Genomic DNA, 17,437 nt, shown 5'->3' on the forward strand with positions numbered 1-17,437 from the left:
CCGATGCTGTCGCGGCACCGCTCTGTCTCCAGCATGTATTTGTTCTGTACGCCAATTTAATGGCGAGCCGGGCCGGTACGGCAACACGCAAGCGTTACCGTTTCCGTACATTGGAACTGCGTCCAGGTATCGATGCAGTAGCTCGCTGCGTTCGCGTGCACATGCCTGCGGCGTGAGGCAAGCATCCGTTCACGGGTAAGCCTGTCCCGCCTTCAGTGCGCTGCTGCCACACGGGTGATCCGGCCCCCGCCCTGGGCCAGCGCGGGATCCACCGGTGCGATATCCCCTTTTTCGATCGCGTACCAGCGGTCGCAGATCAGGTCGGTGAACTTGATGTTCTGCTCGGCCAACAGGATGCCCATGCCGCTGGAACACAGCGATTTGATCGCGTCGGCGAGCCGCAGCACCACGATGGGCGCCAGGCCTTCGCTGGGCTCGTCAAGCAGCAGCAGGCGGGGCTGAAGCAGCAGCGCACGGCTGATGGCAACCATCTGCCGCTCGCCACCGGACAGCTTGCCCGCGTAACGCGCGCGGAAAGCCCGCATTTCCGGAAACAGTGCGTACACGGACTCGACTTGCGCCGCCGTGGCGTGCTTCGCGCCAATGGTCAGGTTCTCCTCGACCGTCAGCGAACGGAACAGCCGGCCGCCAGTCGGCACGATCGCAAGGCCCGAAGCAACACGCTTGTGCGCGGCCAGGCCCGTCACATCCCGGCCGCTCACCAGGATTTCCCCGCCGCTCGCCGAGACCAGGCCCGAGACTGCATTGATAAAGGTGGTCTTGCCGGCCCCATTGCGCCCCACCAGTCCCACCACTTCCCCGGCATGCACGGAAACGTTGGCATTGCGGATCACCCTGACATGGCCATAGCCCGCATCCATCCTGCTCACGCGCAGCACTTCTTCAGATGTCTTCGCCAAAATATGCCTCCTTCACGCGAGAGTCCGAGCGCACCGCCCGTGGCTCGGCGTCGATCAGTACCTTGCCCGCCGCCAGCACGACCACGCGGCTGGCAAACGAGAACACCACCTCCATGTCGTGCTCGACGAACACGATAGGAATGCGCTCGCTGGCGGCAATCCCTCGGATCAGCGCCAGGCACGTGCGCGATTCCTCCCGGCCCATGCCGGCGGTCGGCTCGTCGAGCAGCAGCAGGCGAGGCTTCGTTGACAGCGCCACCGCGAGCTCCAGCGTGCGCTGGTCGCCGTATGACAAGTCGCCCGCCAGCACGTTGCGCCTGGCATGCAGGCCGACTTTCACCAGCGCTTCTTCGGCCTCGCGCCTGAGCATGGCCGAGGCCCGGCCGAACATGTTCCATGACCGCCCCCGCGCCAGCATCAGGCCGATCTGGACGTTCTCCAGCACAGTCGAATTGCGGAACACGCTGCTGACCTGGAAGGACCGGCCCAGCCCGCGCTTTACGCGCTGCCACGGCGGCAGTTGCGTCACCGGTTCGCCGAACAGGCGGACTTCGCCGCCATCGGGTATCTTGCGGCCCGTGAGCAAGTCAAAGAAGGTGCTCTTGCCGGCGCCATTGGGGCCGATGATAGCGACCGCCTCCCCGTCGAAAACGTCCAGCGAGACGCCGCTCACCGCGGTGAAGCCGCCGAAGGATTTGGAGATGTTCGATGCGCTCAGCACCGGTTGCAGGCTTGCAGTCATTCGCGACCCTCCTCTGGCAAAGTGACAGGACGGGCATCGCCAAGGCCGCACTTCGCCGCCAGCTTGCCGAGGAAGCCCTGGATGGGCGGGGCGATGCCCTCCGGGAACAGCACCGCGCAGCCGATCACGAGCACACCGACGACGAGGTCCGCATTCGCGGAGTAAATCTGCGTGTAGGCACGTGACAGCTCCAGCACCACCGTACCGAGGATCGGGCCGAGGAAGAGCGAGCGGCCACCCAGCGCCACCATCATCAGCAGCATCGCGCTCATGCTCCACGAGAACATGTTTGGATCGACGTTGCCTTCGATGGTCGCCGACAAGATGCCGAAGATCGTGCCCAGCGTTCCCGCGATGACCATCGCTGTGATCTCATACAACTTGGGATTGCCCCCGAGCGAGGCAATCCGGTCTGCGTTGTCGCGCACGGCGCCCAGCATCGTCCCGAACGGCGATGCCAGCAGCCGCAGCAGGGACAGCCCCACCGCCATCAGCATGCCCACGGCGAGGAAATGGCGCGCGAGCTCGGACTCCAGCCATGCGGGGACGGCGACCCCGACCAGCCCGTCGTCGCCGCCGGTCAGGCTGTAGCTGCGGGCCACGAGGACGAATGCAACCTGCCCGATGGCCAGCGTCAACAGGCCGAAGAACAGATGGCGGGCACGCAGCGAAATGAAGGCGACCAGCGCCGAGAGCGGCACGGCCAGCACGAGGCCGGCGAGCGCAGCACGCCAGTACGGTATCCCCAGCTTGATTGTGCCGATGGCAACGGCGTAGGCACCGAGTCCGTAGAAGAGACCCTGCCCCATTGAGATCAGGCCCGTCGCGCCCACCAGCAGGTTCAGCGTCATGGCCACCCCAGCCAGCACCACCAGGCGTGTCAACTCAGGCAACATCGACGCCGATATCACGAATGGAAGCATGCCGAACACCACGCCCACCGCGAGCAGCGAGCCTACCCTTTTCCTGTCGAAATACTGCATCGCTATTCCCTCCCGGCGATCGTGCGGAAACCCGTCGGCTTGAACAGCAGCACCAGCACCATGACGGCAAAGATGATGACTTCCCCGCCCTGGTCGATGAACAGCGTGGATACCGTCTCGGCCACGCCGATCAGCATGGCGGCGGCAAGCCCGCCCCACACTGAGCCGAGCCCACCCACTACCACCACGGCGAAGGCAATCAGCACGATCTGCACATCGAGTCCGGTGTTGATCGCGCCACGCGGTACGGCGATGGCACCAGCGATCCCCGCCAGCAGCGCGGCGATCGCCATCACGCTGGTGCGCAGGTGCCGCACGTCCACACCGACCGCTTCCAGCATCTGCGGGTCATCCACGGCGGCGCGGATCAGGCGTCCCGTCCGGCTGCGTCCAAGCAGCATCCACATGTACAACGCCACGGCCGCGGTTACCGCCAGGACAGCGACCTGGTAGCTCGCCATCTTGAAGCTGCCCAGTTCGATGAAGCCCGCAAGCTGGCGCGGCGGCGCCATCGACAGGGGCTGCGAGCCGAACACCAGCCGCGTGATGTTGTTGAGTGCCAGCAGCAGCCCGAACGACACCAGCAACTGGCCCCACATGCCCGAGCGATACACGCGCCGGAACAGCGATACCTCCAGCCCCGCCCCAAAGGCCGCCACAAGGAGCGGAATGGCGACACAGGCGATCACGAAGCCGGCTTCGGCCCCCCACTGCCGGATGCATGCGGCGGTGCCGAACGCGGCCAGCATGAAGAAGGAGCCATGGGCGAGATTGACGACGCCGAGCGAGCCCCACAACAGCGTGAGCCCCGACGCAACCAGGAAGTACAGCCCACCGTTGGCGATTCCCGCCAGCACCTGGGCCCAGAACAACTGCCAGTCCATCACTTTCCTCCATTGCCGGAATGCATTCGCGGCGCTGACGCTTGCCATGCCGCTGCCACAGTCGCCTGCGGCTGGCGAATCGCTACCGCGAGGGTGACCTTGTCGGTGTCAAGGCCCGGTTTCCCTCTGCCTTGGACGCAACGATCTTCCGGGAGTACACGGCGACCGCCGTCGCACGGTCACGCCGGACAACTTGCACGATGTCGCGAGAGGTGTCGCGGCATTTCCCGTCGATGGCCCCAGGCTTTTGGCCATGGGGCGAGTCATCGAGGGTGCGCATGTTGTCGGCAGGCCTGCGGAGGTAGCTGTGATGGCGGCATCCAACTTGTGCGGTTGGGGCGCGCCCGAGGCGCAGCCCAGCTTGCCGGCTCGCTAGCGCATCTGGCAACGCCGCGGCATCACGCGTGGCATGAAGCCATCGCGTGCCTCAGCGGCGCGCATCCAGGCATGAGCCGATGCCGGCCAACTGTCTCCGTGTCTCCGTATTCTTATGAGTCTCTTGTGAGCGCAGATTAGGAGCGCGGCATCCGCCGGGCAATGGGTCGGCCGCTCGCCTTCCGTACAGTGGAAGAGGCGCGAGCCTCGGTGGCGCCGTGTCACCAATTAAGGGAACACTTAACCTTCGTCGGGCAAAGGCCGTTCGCGGGATGCGATGCTGCGAGATGGGAGAACGCGGACACGGGTGCCGGAGTTCTGGCACGCAATCGCTGTGGCGTCAGGACTGAAGAGTCTAGGGCTCGGAGTCGACGTCGCGCAGCAGCGCCGTCAGCTCCAGGGCAGCGTCCTTGAGTGCCGGTGTGATGCGATGCCGGATCTTTTCAGGATCCGCATCCAGTTCGACCGCGCCGCAGCTCAGCGCCATCAGGACGCCCACACGCCCGACCCGGATCGGCAACGCGATGCCATAGGCGTTGTGCTGGTATTCACCAACCGCAATGCAGACGCCGGTATCGCGCAGGTCGTCGAAGGCCGCCTCAATGCGCCGCTTCATTTCACTGGCCTGCGCGCCGGCAGCTTTCAGGATCGAAGTCGTGTAGCGGCGCTGCTCCGCTTCCGGCAACGCCCATAGCCATGCCCGGCCGATGGCGGTCCGGCCCATCGGCAGCAGCGAGCCGACGCCGAGCCGCAGCGTGCCAATCCGCGCACTGGTTCGATGCGCGATATACAGCATGTCCAGATGATCCGGCACCGCCAGCGCAACGGATACATTGAGCCGGTCGGCCAGTTGCTGCATGAAGGGATGGGCAAGCCGCGTGACCGGATTGGTTTGCAGCCAGGCGTGGCCGATGCCAAGGCCGCCCGGGGCCAGCTCGAACTCGGGCCCACCCGCAACACGGCGGATAAAGCCGGTACGTATCAGCGTAGTCGTCAGGCGCGAGACGGTCGGCCTTGACAGGCCGGTGCGCCGCGCCAGTTCACCGTTGGTCAGCGGCGCGCGCTCGCCGCGGAAAGCGCGCAGCACCTTGAGGCCGCGCTCCAGCGTCAGTGTGACGCCCGCGGATTCGGCCTTCGGTGCTCCTGACTGGCGGTGCATCATCATTGCCACTAAAGGAGGCCCAGAATTACGCTTGTGCGGTCAGCCGCTCCTGCAATACCTGCGCCGTGGCGACCAGCTTTGGCCCCAGCTCGCGCTCCACCCGGACAGGCGTCATGCGCGAAGTGCGGCCAATGCAGGCAAGTACCCACGGCGGATGTTCCGGGATGCAGACCGGCACGGCGATGGAGGTGATTTCCGGCACCCACTCGCCAGGCGACATGCAGAAGCCCAGCTCGTGTATCTGGGATATCTTCTCGGCGATCCGCCGTCGCTGTGACGGCCACTCGCTTCCGGCCTTGCGCTCGAGCACCCTTTGCAGGTAGCAGCGCTCTTCCTCAGGCAGCGCCGCCATCAGCGCCGCGCCGGCAATCGAGGATGCCAGGCTCAGCCGCGTACCGGGCCGCAGGTCGAGTGCCAAGAGTGTTCGGCTCCCGACGCGGCTGTCGAGCACGATCACATCGACCCGGTCGCGCGTCCCAAGCATCACGTGGGTATCGCTGGCTTCGGCGAATTTCTGCATTTCGTCGCCGGCCAGGCGCAGGACTTCGCTTTCGGCGATCGCGGCATACCCGAGCGACAGCGCGGCAGCGGCGAGCCGATACTTGCGGCGGAGTTCGTCGTGGCGCAGAAAGCCGAGCGCCACCAGGGACTGCAGCAGGCGCGACACCGTCGCCGCCGGCAAGCCGGTTTCCAGCGCAATCTCCTTGTTGCCCAGCCAGGCTTGCTCATCGCCAAAGGCGGACAGCACGGCCAGGCCACGCGCCAGCGGGGTGACCATCACATCGCTTTCGGCCCTTTCGTGCAGGGCCGGGCGCGGCCCGCCTTTGTCAGTCTTGAGCTCCCGGTGTCGGCCCCGCGGCCTCACCCCAAACGGCTGCAACATGGCGGTCTCCGCACCCGAGAAGTAGCCCGCCAGTCTCCATGTTAGTGGTGCGGCACGCACCCAGGCTGATCCGGTCGACTACACTGTCCATGAACCATACTAGACAGATTCTGACGGCTGGAACGCCTGGATGCCATGAGGGTTACCCCCCGGGGAGTCCTCGGCAGCACTTGCGCGGAGGACCGCGCGGCCGCCGGTCCCGATTACGCGCGCCTCACTGAGCGCGCCGGCTCTTCATCACGACTTCCTCGGCGGGCCGCGATGCCGATCCCGGGATCGTCTCCTCGATAGCCAATACCGGCTGGCTAAACTCCGTGCTCTGATTCACCTTACCGAAGTACACCGGTACGTCGGCCTGGTGGTCAAATTTGGCGAAACGATATTTGCCGCGCGGAGAACTGAACTCGCCTTTTTCGATGGCCTGCATGACCGCGGCGGGTTCGAGCGACCTGGCCGTATTGGCCGCCTGCGCCCAAGCCGTGACGCAGTCGTGCGTCATGACGGTCCAGTCAGACGGGTAGGTGCCGGTCTTGGCCTTGTAGTCGTCGACGAACGCCTTCGCCTCCGCACCGCCTTGCTTGCTGAAGTGGTTCGCCGGCGCGCGCTGCCAGCCCTCCGTTCCCACCGGCGCGCTGCCGCCCATCGCCTTCAGCGTGTTGAAGTCGTAGAGCGAGATGAACCGGTTGTTGATCTGCTTGAAAAAGCCCAGCGAGCCGGCCTGCCGCGAAAACGTGAGCAGGTCGGCGCCGAACAGGATCGAGAAGACGTAGTCCGGTTTGGCCGCCAGGATCTTGTTGATCGAGGCGGTATAGTCGGTCGCGCCGAACTTCGGGTACTCCTCGACCACGAACTCGACCTGTGGATTGAGCTCCTTCAGAAACTCCTTGAAACGGTTCACCCCGGCGCGCCCGCCGGCGTAGTCGGCACTCAGCAGCGCATAGCGCCTGTAGGGCAGCTTGGCGAAGCGCGCCGCCTGGGCGCGGCCCTCCATATAGGAAGTGGGCGTGACCGAATAGACGTAGGGATTGAAGTCCTTCATCGTCAGGTCGTCGGCAATGGAGACGCCGACGCAGGTCGGCACCTTCATCTTCGCCGCCACTGCCTTGCTCACCGCCAGGGCACTGGCGGAGGACTGCGGCGACAGCAGCATCACCGCGCCCTCCTGCAGCAGCGCAGTCGCCTGGCTGATGCCTTTCTGCGCGTTGCTGGCGCTGTCCCGGTACTCAAGCACTACCGGGCGTCCCTGCACGCCGCCCTTTTTGTTGATCTGCTCAACGGCATACTGCGCGCCGGCGAGGGCGTCCTTGCCCACGTCGGCGGCAGCGCCGCTGAGGTCGACGGCCGCAGCAATCCTGACCGGCCGCGGTGCCTGCGCCCGGACCGCCGAGACGGCCAGGACGAGCATGGCGGCGGCAACGATTGATTTCATGGTGTCTCCTCCAGTATCTGCTTATGGTTGGTTCTGGTCGTTCAGCAAATCGAGAATCCGCCGTCGATCGGGAAGATCTGGCCGGTGGTCGTCCTGGATTCGTCGGAGGCCAGGTACAGCGCCGTATAGGCAACCTCCACCGGCTTGACCAGTCCCAGCAACTGCCGCTCGCTGGTCTTGTTGATCACGTCCGGTTGCCTGTCGATCAGGCCCTGGACCCGCTCGGTCACCGTCACCGCAGGGGCAAGCGCATTGACGCGGATGCCGTACGGGGCGTACTCCACCGCCATCGAGCGCGTGATGGCCGACACGCCGCCCTTGGCGGCCGTGTATGCGTCCTTGCTACGCGTGCCGACCAGCGCGAAGACGGAACTGCTGTTGATCACTGAGCCGCCACCCGCTTCCAGCATGGCCGCGATGCCGTATTTGCAGGTGACCCACGTGCCGAACAGGTCCAGCTTCACGGCGCGCCAGAACTCGTCGACCGGGCAATCCGTCACGCGCGCATCGGCAGCGCTGGAACCGCCGGCGTTGTTGTAGAGCACATCGATGCGCCCCGCGAAGCGGACGGCCGCTGCGACCGACTCCCGCACGCTCTCCTCGCTCGTGACATCGGTGCGGACGAAAAGTGCATTGCCTCGTGCCTCGACGATAGCGTCGGCGGTCGCCCGGCCCGCCGCCTCGTTGAACTCAGCGACGATGACCGTCGCGCCCTCACCGGCAAACAACTCGGCCGCGGCACGGCCGATGCCCGCGCCGGCACCCGTGATATACGCAACCTTGCCCGCCAGGCGTCCCTTCACTTCGCTCATACGGCACCTCCCAGAATGCCTGCCGCGGCAGCATGATTCGCTTCTGCATTGGATGCATTGAGGGGTTCATTCGCGGCGTTGCGCGTCAGGACGAAGCCCTCGTACCCAGACGCTGCCACGTCGTCGCACTTCTTGCGGTAGGTGCTATGGCCGCCCAGGTACGGCAGGAACACCTGCGGCTTGCCAGGCACGTTAGCGCCCAGATACCAGGAGTTGGCCTTCAGGTACAGCGTGCGCCCCACGATCTCCTGTACGTGCTGCATCCACGCTTCCTCTGACGTCCTGTCAGCGTCGATGCGATTGACCTTATGCTCGCGCAGGTATTCCATGCAGCGGGTTATCCAGTCAACGTGTTGCTCGATGCTCATCGACATGTTCGCGAGGGGGCCCGGGCTGCCAGGGCCGGTGACCGTGAACAGATTGGGGAAGCCGGCGGTCATCAGGCCGAGGTATGTCTTGGCGCCATCGACCCACTTGTCGGTCAGCTTCCTGCCGTTGAGGCCGCGCACTTCAATCTGTGTCAGCGCGCCGGTCAGTGCGTCGTAGCCAGTGGCGTAGATCAGCACGTCCAGTTCCTGCAGGCCTTCGCTTGTGACAACGCCTTCGGGAACGACGCGTTCGATCGGCGTGCTGCGCAGGTCCACCAGCGTCACGTCATCGCGGTTGTAAGTGCTGTAGTAAGTGTCTCCCAGGCACGGGCGCTTGGTACCGAAGGGGAAACCACGGGGCAGCAGCTTCTCGGCCACGTCCGGCTTCTTGACGATCTCGCGGATCTTGCCGCGGATAAAGTCGGACACAGTCTCATTTGCGGCCTCATTCGAGAGGATGTCACCGTAGCACATGCGGAAGCCCAGCAACTGGCTGTTCTCCCAGGCGTTCTCATACTTTCTCATGCGCTCCTGCTCGGTCGCCTCCAGGGCTGACTCATACGCCATGGGCACCGCAATGCCGAAGCGCGTGAGCCGACTGATCGCGCGGCGCTCGCCATAGGTGGCGCGCACCCGGGCGCGCATCTCGGGCGTCAGCGGGTGGTTCTTGGCCGGCACGACGAACACGGCCGTGCGCTGGAACACCGTCAGGTGCTTGCACTTGCCAGCCAGCGCCTGGATCACCTGGATGCCGGAGGAACCGGTCCCGATCACGCCAACACGCTTGTTGCTGAAATCGACCTCGTGGTGTGGCCAGCGCCCGGTATGGTAGCTCTCGCCCTTGAAGGTCTCGATGCCCGGGATCTCTGGCGGCTTCGGCACCGACAGCACGCCGGTCGCCGGGACGAAGTAGCGGGCCTTCACCGTCTTGCCGTCCGAAGTGGTGACGTTCCACAGGTTTTCCTGCTCGTCGAACGCTGCCGACGTTACCTTGGTATTGAACTGGATTGACTCGCGCAGCTGGAAGCGGTCGGCAACGTGGTTGAGGTAGCGCATCAGCTCGGCCGACGTCGGATAGCGCTCCGGCCAGTCCCAGTCGTCCTGCAGTTCGGGCGAGAACGAGTACGAATAGTCCCAGCACTCCAGGTCGACGCGCGCGCCGGGATAGCGGTTCCAGTACCAGGTGCCACCGATGCCGTCGCCAGCCTCGAACGCCTGGACGGAAAAGCCGGCGTCACGCAGGCGTTTGATGGCATACAACCCGGCAAAGCCGGCGCCAACGATCACCGCGTCGAGAATCTTTGTATCGTCCATGAGGACTGTCTCCTTGAAAGCAGAAAAGGGATGGAAGGAATGGCGTCAGGCCTGCGCCGCGCCAGCCATGGCTCGCACGCGCTCGCACACATAGCGCAAGCCGTCGCGGCTGCCAGGCAGGATGCCGAGCATCATCAGGAAACCATGCATCTGGCCCAGGGCGCGCTGGTGATGCACCGGCACGCCGGCCTGCTGCAGCCTGCGGGCATACTCCTCGCCCTCGTCGCGCAGCACGTCATGCTCGGCGGTGACCACGACGGCTTCCGGCAACCCAGAGAGATCGGGCTCCCGACATGGCGACGCGAGACTGGAATGTCGCGACGCTTCGTCCGGCGCGTACTGCGACCAGTACCACCGCATCGCTTCGCGGTTAGTCAGGAGCTGGTTGTCCGGGTCGACATACGAGGCTCGGTCGAAGCGGCAGTCAGTGACCGGGTACACCAGCAACTGGCCGGCGAAGGCTGGACCCGACTCGCCTCGCGCGCGGAGTGTGGTTGCGATGGCGAGGTTAGCACCGGCGCTGTCGCCGCCGACCAGCAAGGGCAGATCGGCGCCAAGCAGTTCCACGCGCCGCGCTGCCAGCCATTGCGCGGCTTCCCACGCGTCCTGGACCGGCCCCGGAAACTGGTGCTCGGGCGCCTTGCGGTACTCGACCAGCGCCACCGCGATCGACGCGCCCACGGCCAGCTCGCGGCACAGCGGGTCGAACTCGTTGACGCTGCCCACGACCCAGCCGCCACCGTGGTAATAGACCAGCAGTGCCGACGGCTGTACATCCGGCACATAGAGGCGGCACGGCAGCGCGCCGCCCGTGACCGGGATGGCGAGGTCGCGCGCCTCGCGCACTTCTGGCCCTTTGGCAAGGATGGTCGTCAGACGGGAAAATGCCTCACGCGCTTCCTGCGGTGTCATCAAATGACGCGGCTTGCCCGCGGCACTCGCCAACTTCGCCATGAACGCCAGGGTTTCGGCATCCACGGTCATGGCTGCGTCCTCCGGCGGCGCCAGGCGCTTGGTGCCTTGAACGGCGCCGCGTGGACGCCCGACAGATAGTCCTGGGACATATCGCTTGTCTCCTGTGTGGCCTTGTTCTTGAAAACCATTAAACGGCTCGCGCCCGCGCCACGACAATGGGTACCCCACGGCGTTTCCGTACTCTGGAAAGCGCTGCTATCCGTCTGCCGCGCGTCTGGCAGAAATGGGGCGGCTCAGGGAACATGAGGGGAGAAGTGCGGTTGCAGGAGCTGCTGGTGCCGTCACCGCGACACCGTTCCACTGTACGGAAGGGCCATCGGCGGCTTGTTGACGCGTTGCCGGGTGCACGCCACGATCAAAAGGAACCAGGGCCTGTGAAAGCCGTACCTGGCCGCCATTGCCCTGCATTGAGACCCGGGAAGTGATGCCATGACCGACAGTTCCGCCACCCTGCAGCGCCTGGCCGACCAGATCGCGATTCAGGATCTGATGGCCCGATATGCGCGCCATGTCGACCGACGCCAGTGGGATGCTCTTCGCGAGATCTATCATCCCGATGCCACCGACGATCACGGCGGGTACGCAGGGCATGTCGACGGCTTCATTGAATGGGTGAGCCGCCGTCATGAGACGGTCGATGAATCCATGCATTTCCTCGGCAATTGCCTGGTCGAGTTCGCGGACCACGACAACGCGCTGGTGGAGACGTACTTTTGCGCCTACCTGCGGCTCGGGCCGCACGCCAGCACTGAAAACGCCATGCTGCGCGGGAGCGCCGAAACCGGCGCACATGGCCAGGACGTGGCGGTGCGCGGCCGCTATGTGGACCGTGTCGAGCGCCGCGATGGCGCATGGCGCATCGCAAAGCGCGTGACGGTGTTCGAGGCGATCGACAGCAAGCCGGCGGACGGCCCGCGGCCGAATCCGGATCATCGATGGGCCGTGCGCTCGCGTGACGACCAGGTCTACGTCATGCGCGAGGAGATATTTGGTGGTAAGTGACCGCGCTCACGCCGTCAGCAACCACATGGGTCCGCAAGCACATGAGGCCCAGTTGGACCGCCAGTTGTCGAGCCAGGAACCGGCGCTGGCCTTGTCAGCAGGTGCGGCGCCGGGGGTAAAGCGTCATAGCCCGGCGCCGCCGTTGTGCTCACCCGCGCGTCAGTTGTACCAGCCGGCGCCACTTTTCCGCTTCGGCGGCTAGCTCCGCCTGGACAGCGGCGGCAGACTGGAAGTCCGGATCCAGCGATTGTGCCGCGCAGAATGCTTTGAACTCCGACGAGGCGGCGATGATCCCAAACGCTTCCGACAGCTTGCCTACGATGGCGGCGGGCGTCCTTTTTGGCGCGAAGGCCCACACCGGCGAAACGATGTCGTAGCCGTCGATGCCGGCAGCCTTGTTCATCGTCGGCGCATCTGCCATCACGGCGGAGCGCTGGGCGCTGGTAACCGCCAGCACGCGCAGTTTGCCGGCCTTCATCAGCGGCAGCGCTGCAGGGCCGGAGAATGCAAGCTGCACCTGCCCGTTGGCGGTTTCGATCATCGCCAGCGACCCGTTCTTGTAGGGAACGTGGTTCAGCTGAATGCCGGCCGCCGTGTTCAGCAGCGCACCGCACATATGCGACGGCGTGCCGTCCCCGGCCGAGGCATAGGTCACAGAGCCGGGCTGCTTCCTGGCCGCCGCGACGACATCGCGTACCGTCTTGAACGGCGAGTCGGTCGCGGTCACCATGACCAGCGCGGTACTGGCCAGCCGCGCAACGGGTTCAAAGTCGGTGATCGCGTTATAAGGCGTCCTCTCCACCCATGGATTCGTGAAGTGGCTGGAGAACGTAAACAGCAAAGTGTACCCGTCGGGAGGCGACTTCGCGACGACGTCCGTGCCGACCACACCGCCCGCGCCAGGCCGGTTTTCCACCACCGCCGAGCAGTTCCACAGCCTGTTGAGCAAGACCGACACCTGGCGTGCCACAAGATCCGTGGCGGCGCCCGGGGCGACCGGGACGACAAAGCGGATAGGCCGCACCGGATAAGATTGGGCCGCGGCTCGCGTCGCCCATAGCGAGCCAAGTGCGGGAAGCGCGAACAGCAAGGTGCGGCGGGTAAGCATGGGTAGTCTCCTCGTCAGCTTATGGTCGACAGTGGCTTGTTGTTATTGCCTGGTGCCTATGGCGGCCTTCCAGAACGCCGCCATCTCGCCAACTTCGCGATTGGCTTGCTCGAGCGTGGTCGGCGCGGGCTGCAGTGCCATCTGGCGGATCTTTTCCTGCACCGCCGGATCGGCAAGCGCCTTGCGCAGCGCTGCGTTGAATGCCTGGGCAAGGGCGGGCGAGAATCCCGTGGGCGCGAAGAACCCCAGGAAGGTATGGAAGCCAAGGCCATCGATGCCGAGTTCCTTGAAGGTCGGAACGTCAGGCAACAAGGGCGTACGCTCCATGCCCGAGACAGCGATCACCTTTGCCTTGCCGGACCGATGCGCGGCCATGGCCTCGGGCATGCCGGTCAGGCCGGCGGGCACCTGGCCAGCCAGGATGTTCTGCAAGACCGGCGCCGAACCCTGGTATGGCACCTGGACCAGCTCGACCCCTGCATGCTTGCCGATGGCATTGCCGATGACGTTGGACGCCCCGCCCGCCAGCGGCACGCCGTAGGATCTGAGCATGGGGTCCCGCTTGACGGCAGCCAGGTAGCCCTTGAAGTCGCTGTAAGCGGCGTTGGGCGGGATGATCAGGGTCCAGAACGTGCGCACGGCCTGCCCGAGGGGCACGAAGTCCCTGGTCACGTCATAGCGGACACCTGGCACGGTCAGGGGCACGATGATCAGCGAATGATCGACCGCGAAGAGGATGGTGCTCCCGTCTGGCGGCGCATTGCGGACCAGCTGCGTGCCGACCTGCCCGCTTGCCCCGGGCCGGTTCTCCACGATCACCGTCTGCCCCAGTTCTTTGGACAGGCCGGGAAGCAGCAGCCTGGCAACGATGTCAGTGCCGCCGCCCGGCGCCTGCGGGACCACGATCTTGATTGGTGCCTTGAAAGACTGCGCCGCGGCCAGCCCCGGGGCGAGTCCACTCAGAACGAGTGCCGCGGACAGCAGCAAGCTAAAAATTTGATGCATGTGACCACCGTAAATGGTTCGTGATAAGAATCAGATTCGCGTCAGGGCTTCGAGTCAGTCCGCCAACACGCGCGTCACTCGCACCCCGGTACGCACCGTGAGATTGCGCCGGTGCCGGACCGGTTCGATAAAGACGTTGTAGGACGAATGGCGGCGGCCGGTATGTTTCCATTACGCCGCGCTCTCGAAGCCGGACTTCGGAATCAGCGGGACAATCACGGCGGCAATGACTGCCGGGACCAGGAAGGCATAGAAGTTCCAATGCATCGCCATATTCGCGCCGAGTATCCACCCGCCGATCGCGGGCCCGAGGATGGAGCCGAACCGCCCGAGCGCCTGACATGCACCGAGGGCCGAGCCCCGGCAGGAAGCGGGAAAGTGCGTGGCAATGTATCCGTAGATCAGCGAGCTGGTGCCGATGGAACCGACGCCGGCACCGAACACCGCGAGCATGAGCCAGGCAAACTCAAGCTTCTGGCTCAGCGCGATCAGGGACAGCCCGCCGATCACAAAGAACGGGATGATCACGCGCTTTGAGCCCAGGCGATCGGCAAGCCATGCACCACCCAACATGCCCGCGACGGCACCGAGCTGCATGACCAGCAGGAACTGCAGGGACGAGCCGAGAGGATAGCCCGCCTTGCGCATGAGTTGAGGCAGCCACGCATTCAACCCATACACAATCAACTGCACGCAGAAAGTCACGAATGCAAACAGGAGCGCCGACGAGCGAAACTTCGGGGACATCAGCAGCCGGTACCCGCGCACGTCCGCCCCGCCATGCTGCGACTGGCGTTGCGCCTGCAGGTCACGCACGATCTGCTCGAAATCGAGCGAGTATCGGGCGGCAAGCTTGCGTGCCTCGTCCATGCGGCCGCGATCGACCAGGAAGCTCACCGACTCGGGCAGGTAAAAGTACATCGCCGGAAGAATCAGGACGTAGAGCCCGCCCAGGGCGTAGAGCACGCGCCATCCATGCGACTGGAGCAGTGCGATGGCCACCAGCGCGCTGATGATGCCGCCGACGGAATAGCCGGTCAGCGTCAGTGCGTTGTACATCTGGCGACGGCCTCTGGGCGCATACTCGACCGTCAGCGCTACGGCAGACGGGACCACGCCCCCGAGCCCGATTCCGGTCACGAAGCGGGCGGCTCCAAGCGAGAGCGGCGAATTCGCCAATGCGCACAGGACCGAGCCGACGGAAAACCACAGCACGCCGATCATGATCAGGTTCCGCCGGCCGATGCGGTCCGTCATCGGTCCCGCGGTACCCAGCCCCACCATCAGGCCCATTAGCGTCCAGCTACCGATCAAGCCTGCCGCGGCAGGGCTGAGGCCCCAGCCGGGCTCCTCCAGCAGGCGAGGAATGGTCGCGCCGTAGACGATCAGGTCATACCCGTCGGCCACGAGTGTCAGGAAGCATAGTATGACGACCGTCAGACTGCTCCGCGTTGCTAGTTTCGATGGATGCACGGTATCTCCTCGTAGTGTTATGTCAGTGCAATGGGGAATCGAATTCAGTCCGGCAAAGCGGGCGGGAGGAAGCGCCGAGGGTCGTATACATGCGCCTGCTCGTCGGCGCGTGCGGTCCAGGCTTCGCCTGGCACAGCCGTTCAGAGCGATCCAACGGGGTCTCGTCTCGTGGCCGCTGCGCTGCAGCGATTCAACGTATCGCGCCCGCCTGGCGCAGTGCCGCAATTTCCTTTCCGGACAGCCCCCAGTCACCCAGCACTTCGTCGGTGTGCTGTCCCGGCCGTGCCGGCGGGCGCTGGATGCTTCCCGGCGTGCGGCTGAACCGCGGCGCGGGTGCGGGCTGCGTGACGCCATCGACTTCGACAAAGGTATTGCGCGCCTGCAGATGTCTACTGCGCGGCGCCTCGCCCAATGACAGAATTGGCGTGATGCAGGTCTCGGCGCCAGCCGCGAGCGCCGCCCACTCGTCACGCGTGCGCGTGCGGAAAGCGGCAGCAAACTGTTCGCGCATTTCCCGCCAGCCGGTACGGTCATGCTGACCGGGCAGCTTGTCGGCATCCAGCCCGAGCAGCTTCACGGCGTTCCGGTAGAAGCGCGTTTCATTCGCCCCGATTCCGACATACTTGCCGTCCCTGGTCTCGTACACGTTGTACCAGGGCGCGCCGGAATCGAGCCGGTTGGTGCCGCGCTCGTCAGTCCAGTATCCGGCTGCCCGCAGGCCGTAGATCAGCGTCATCAGCGAGGCCGACCCATCCACCATCGCCGCATCCACCACCTGGCCCCGGCCGGAAGTACGGCTCTCGAGGATGGCGCTAACCACCCCGAGCGCCAGGTACAGCGACCCGCCGCCGAAGTCGCCCGCGAGATTGAGCGGGATCGAGGGCGACTCGCCGGCCTTGCCGACTGAATGCAGCACGCCCGTCAGCGCGATGTAGTTGATGTCGTGCCCGGGCTCCCGGGCGAGCGGGCCCTCCTGGCCCCAGCCGGTCATGCGGCCGTACACCAGCCGGGGGTTGACCTTATGGCAATCCTCGGGGCCGAGCCCAAGCCGCTCCGCCACGCCGGGCCGGAAGCCCTCGATCACCGCGTCGGCCTGGCTGACCAGCCGCAGCACGGTCGCGACCGCGTCCGGGTGCTTGAGGTCCAGCGCCGCGCTGCGGCGGCCGCGGTTGAGCAGGTCGAAGCGTGCCTCAACCGGTGCGCCACCGTCGGATGGGGACGGACGGTCGATGCGGATGATGTCGGCACCGAGGTCGGACAGCAGCATGCAGCAGAACGGTCCCGGACCGATGCCGCCCAGTTCCACGATCTTGATGCCCGCCAGGGGCCCTGTTGGCTTTTGCGCCATGTTCTCTTCTCCTCCATATCTCTGCCCCGGAGCCACGCCCGGGCACCGGGCTCAGTGCTAACCCTTTGTAGGCCGGTGGAAGGCCGGCCAGTGCTGCCGGACCAGTTCGCGCGAAGCACCGTAGGCATAGCAGCTGTCGATCTTGCGCGGCTTGCCGTTGGCATCGGTGGCGTCGAGCAACAGATGTGCCCGCAGCGGATTGACGGCCTGGATGGCCGCCGTTGCCAGCGGAATCAGGATCTCCCGGAGATGGGCGCAAGTCTCGCCCGCGGGCAGGCGCTTGCGCACCTCGCCGCTCCAGCCGGCACCGATGCGCAGCCCCACCAGAGCCTGCAGCGACTCGCCGCCTCCCGGGCACTCCCGGTACGGATACGCGCGGATGAAGGTGCTGACGGCATGTACCACCATGTCCAGGTCAAACACGATTCGCAGCCCAATATCGTGGATGAGCTCGTTGGACGGCACCACGCGCATGCCGCTCGGCGGCGTGAAATCGTGCGGCTTCTGGTCCGTCAGGTGGCCCTCGACTTCGAACAGGCCGTCGCTGCGCCGGAAACCCTGGAACTCGATGCGCCGCACATGCAGCGCTTCACGGGTGACTTTAGCCGCCAGCGCACCGGGACTTTCGGTGGTCATGCCATTTCTCCTTCCAGA

The 17,437-nt window shown here is 65.3% G+C and carries 16 protein-coding genes; 1 reads left to right on the forward strand and 15 read right to left on the reverse strand.

Features of this window, described 5'->3' with window-relative positions; genetic code table 11:
• Positions 1 to 212: 212 nt before the first annotated feature.
• From ACZ5MJ_RS09640 to ACZ5MJ_RS09685, 10 genes are all read right to left on the reverse strand, one after another.
• A complete protein-coding gene (locus ACZ5MJ_RS09640) occupies positions 213 to 920 on the reverse strand; it encodes an ABC transporter ATP-binding protein (protein WP_464223615.1) in 708 nt (235 codons plus the stop codon).
• Positions 904 to 1,662: an ABC transporter ATP-binding protein gene (locus tag ACZ5MJ_RS09645; RefSeq protein ID WP_464223616.1), complete on the reverse strand. Its 759-nt coding sequence runs from the start codon at positions 1,660 to 1,662 to the stop codon at positions 904 to 906. Before ACZ5MJ_RS09645 ends, ACZ5MJ_RS09640 begins: the two co-directional genes overlap by 17 nt.
• Positions 1,659 to 2,645: a branched-chain amino acid ABC transporter permease gene (locus ACZ5MJ_RS09650; RefSeq protein ID WP_464223617.1), complete on the reverse strand. Its 987-nt coding sequence runs from the start codon at positions 2,643 to 2,645 to the stop codon at positions 1,659 to 1,661. Before ACZ5MJ_RS09650 ends, ACZ5MJ_RS09645 begins: the two co-directional genes overlap by 4 nt.
• Positions 2,646 to 2,647: 2 nt before the next feature.
• Positions 2,648 to 3,529: a branched-chain amino acid ABC transporter permease gene (locus ACZ5MJ_RS09655; RefSeq protein ID WP_464218964.1), complete on the reverse strand. Its 882-nt coding sequence runs from the start codon at positions 3,527 to 3,529 to the stop codon at positions 2,648 to 2,650.
• Positions 3,530 to 4,259: 730 nt separating this feature from the next.
• Entirely contained in the window at positions 4,260 to 5,069 is an 810-nt protein-coding gene (locus tag ACZ5MJ_RS09660; RefSeq protein WP_464218965.1) for an IclR family transcriptional regulator, read from the reverse strand.
• A gap of 22 nt (positions 5,070 to 5,091) precedes the next feature.
• Positions 5,092 to 6,009: an IclR family transcriptional regulator gene (locus ACZ5MJ_RS09665; RefSeq protein ID WP_464218967.1), complete on the reverse strand. Its 918-nt coding sequence runs from the start codon at positions 6,007 to 6,009 to the stop codon at positions 5,092 to 5,094.
• A 154-nt stretch (positions 6,010 to 6,163) separates the two neighbouring features.
• The gene (locus ACZ5MJ_RS09670; RefSeq protein WP_464218969.1) at positions 6,164 to 7,378 is read right to left on the reverse strand and encodes an ABC transporter substrate-binding protein; all 1,215 of its coding nucleotides are present in this window, start codon (positions 7,376 to 7,378) and stop codon (positions 6,164 to 6,166) included.
• 41 nt (positions 7,379 to 7,419) lie between these two features.
• The gene (locus tag ACZ5MJ_RS09675) at positions 7,420 to 8,190 is read right to left on the reverse strand and encodes an SDR family NAD(P)-dependent oxidoreductase (RefSeq protein WP_464218971.1); all 771 of its coding nucleotides are present in this window, start codon (positions 8,188 to 8,190) and stop codon (positions 7,420 to 7,422) included.
• Positions 8,187 to 9,872 carry a flavin-containing monooxygenase gene (locus ACZ5MJ_RS09680; RefSeq protein WP_464218973.1) on the reverse strand — a complete coding sequence of 562 codons (1,686 nt, stop codon included), beginning with the start codon at positions 9,870 to 9,872 and terminating at the stop codon, positions 8,187 to 8,189. Before ACZ5MJ_RS09680 ends, ACZ5MJ_RS09675 begins: the two co-directional genes overlap by 4 nt.
• 45 nt (positions 9,873 to 9,917) lie before the next feature.
• Positions 9,918 to 10,856, reverse strand: coding sequence for an alpha/beta hydrolase (locus ACZ5MJ_RS09685; protein WP_464218975.1), 939 nt, complete (start codon positions 10,854 to 10,856; stop codon positions 9,918 to 9,920).
• A gap of 420 nt (positions 10,857 to 11,276) precedes the next feature.
• Between ACZ5MJ_RS09685 and ACZ5MJ_RS09690 the strand changes: the two genes are divergently transcribed.
• Complete coding sequence (locus ACZ5MJ_RS09690; RefSeq protein WP_464218976.1) at positions 11,277 to 11,849, forward strand: nuclear transport factor 2 family protein; 573 nt, start codon at positions 11,277 to 11,279, stop codon at positions 11,847 to 11,849.
• 148 nt (positions 11,850 to 11,997) lie between these two features.
• Here ACZ5MJ_RS09690 and ACZ5MJ_RS09695 read toward each other — a convergent pair whose 3' ends face one another.
• The 5 genes from ACZ5MJ_RS09695 to ACZ5MJ_RS09715 form a co-directional block, all read right to left on the reverse strand.
• Positions 11,998 to 12,957 (reverse strand): Bug family tripartite tricarboxylate transporter substrate binding protein, encoded by a 960-nt coding sequence (locus ACZ5MJ_RS09695; RefSeq protein WP_464218977.1) that lies wholly within the window; start codon positions 12,955 to 12,957, stop codon positions 11,998 to 12,000.
• 42 nt (positions 12,958 to 12,999) lie between these two features.
• Positions 13,000 to 13,962, reverse strand: coding sequence for a Bug family tripartite tricarboxylate transporter substrate binding protein (locus ACZ5MJ_RS09700; RefSeq protein WP_464218978.1), 963 nt, complete (start codon positions 13,960 to 13,962; stop codon positions 13,000 to 13,002).
• Positions 13,963 to 14,133: 171 nt separating this feature from the next.
• On the reverse strand, positions 14,134 to 15,435 hold the full coding sequence (locus tag ACZ5MJ_RS09705) for an MFS transporter (protein ID WP_464218979.1): 1,302 nt from the start codon (positions 15,433 to 15,435) through the stop codon (positions 14,134 to 14,136).
• Positions 15,436 to 15,625: 190 nt separating this feature from the next.
• Positions 15,626 to 16,783: a CaiB/BaiF CoA transferase family protein gene (locus tag ACZ5MJ_RS09710; RefSeq protein WP_464218980.1), complete on the reverse strand. Its 1,158-nt coding sequence runs from the start codon at positions 16,781 to 16,783 to the stop codon at positions 15,626 to 15,628.
• A 57-nt stretch (positions 16,784 to 16,840) separates the two neighbouring features.
• Positions 16,841 to 17,419: a DUF2889 domain-containing protein gene (locus tag ACZ5MJ_RS09715; RefSeq protein ID WP_464218981.1), complete on the reverse strand. Its 579-nt coding sequence runs from the start codon at positions 17,417 to 17,419 to the stop codon at positions 16,841 to 16,843.
• Positions 17,420 to 17,437 lie beyond the last annotated feature (18 nt).

This window comes from Cupriavidus sp. LA-1 (assembly GCF_055385985.1).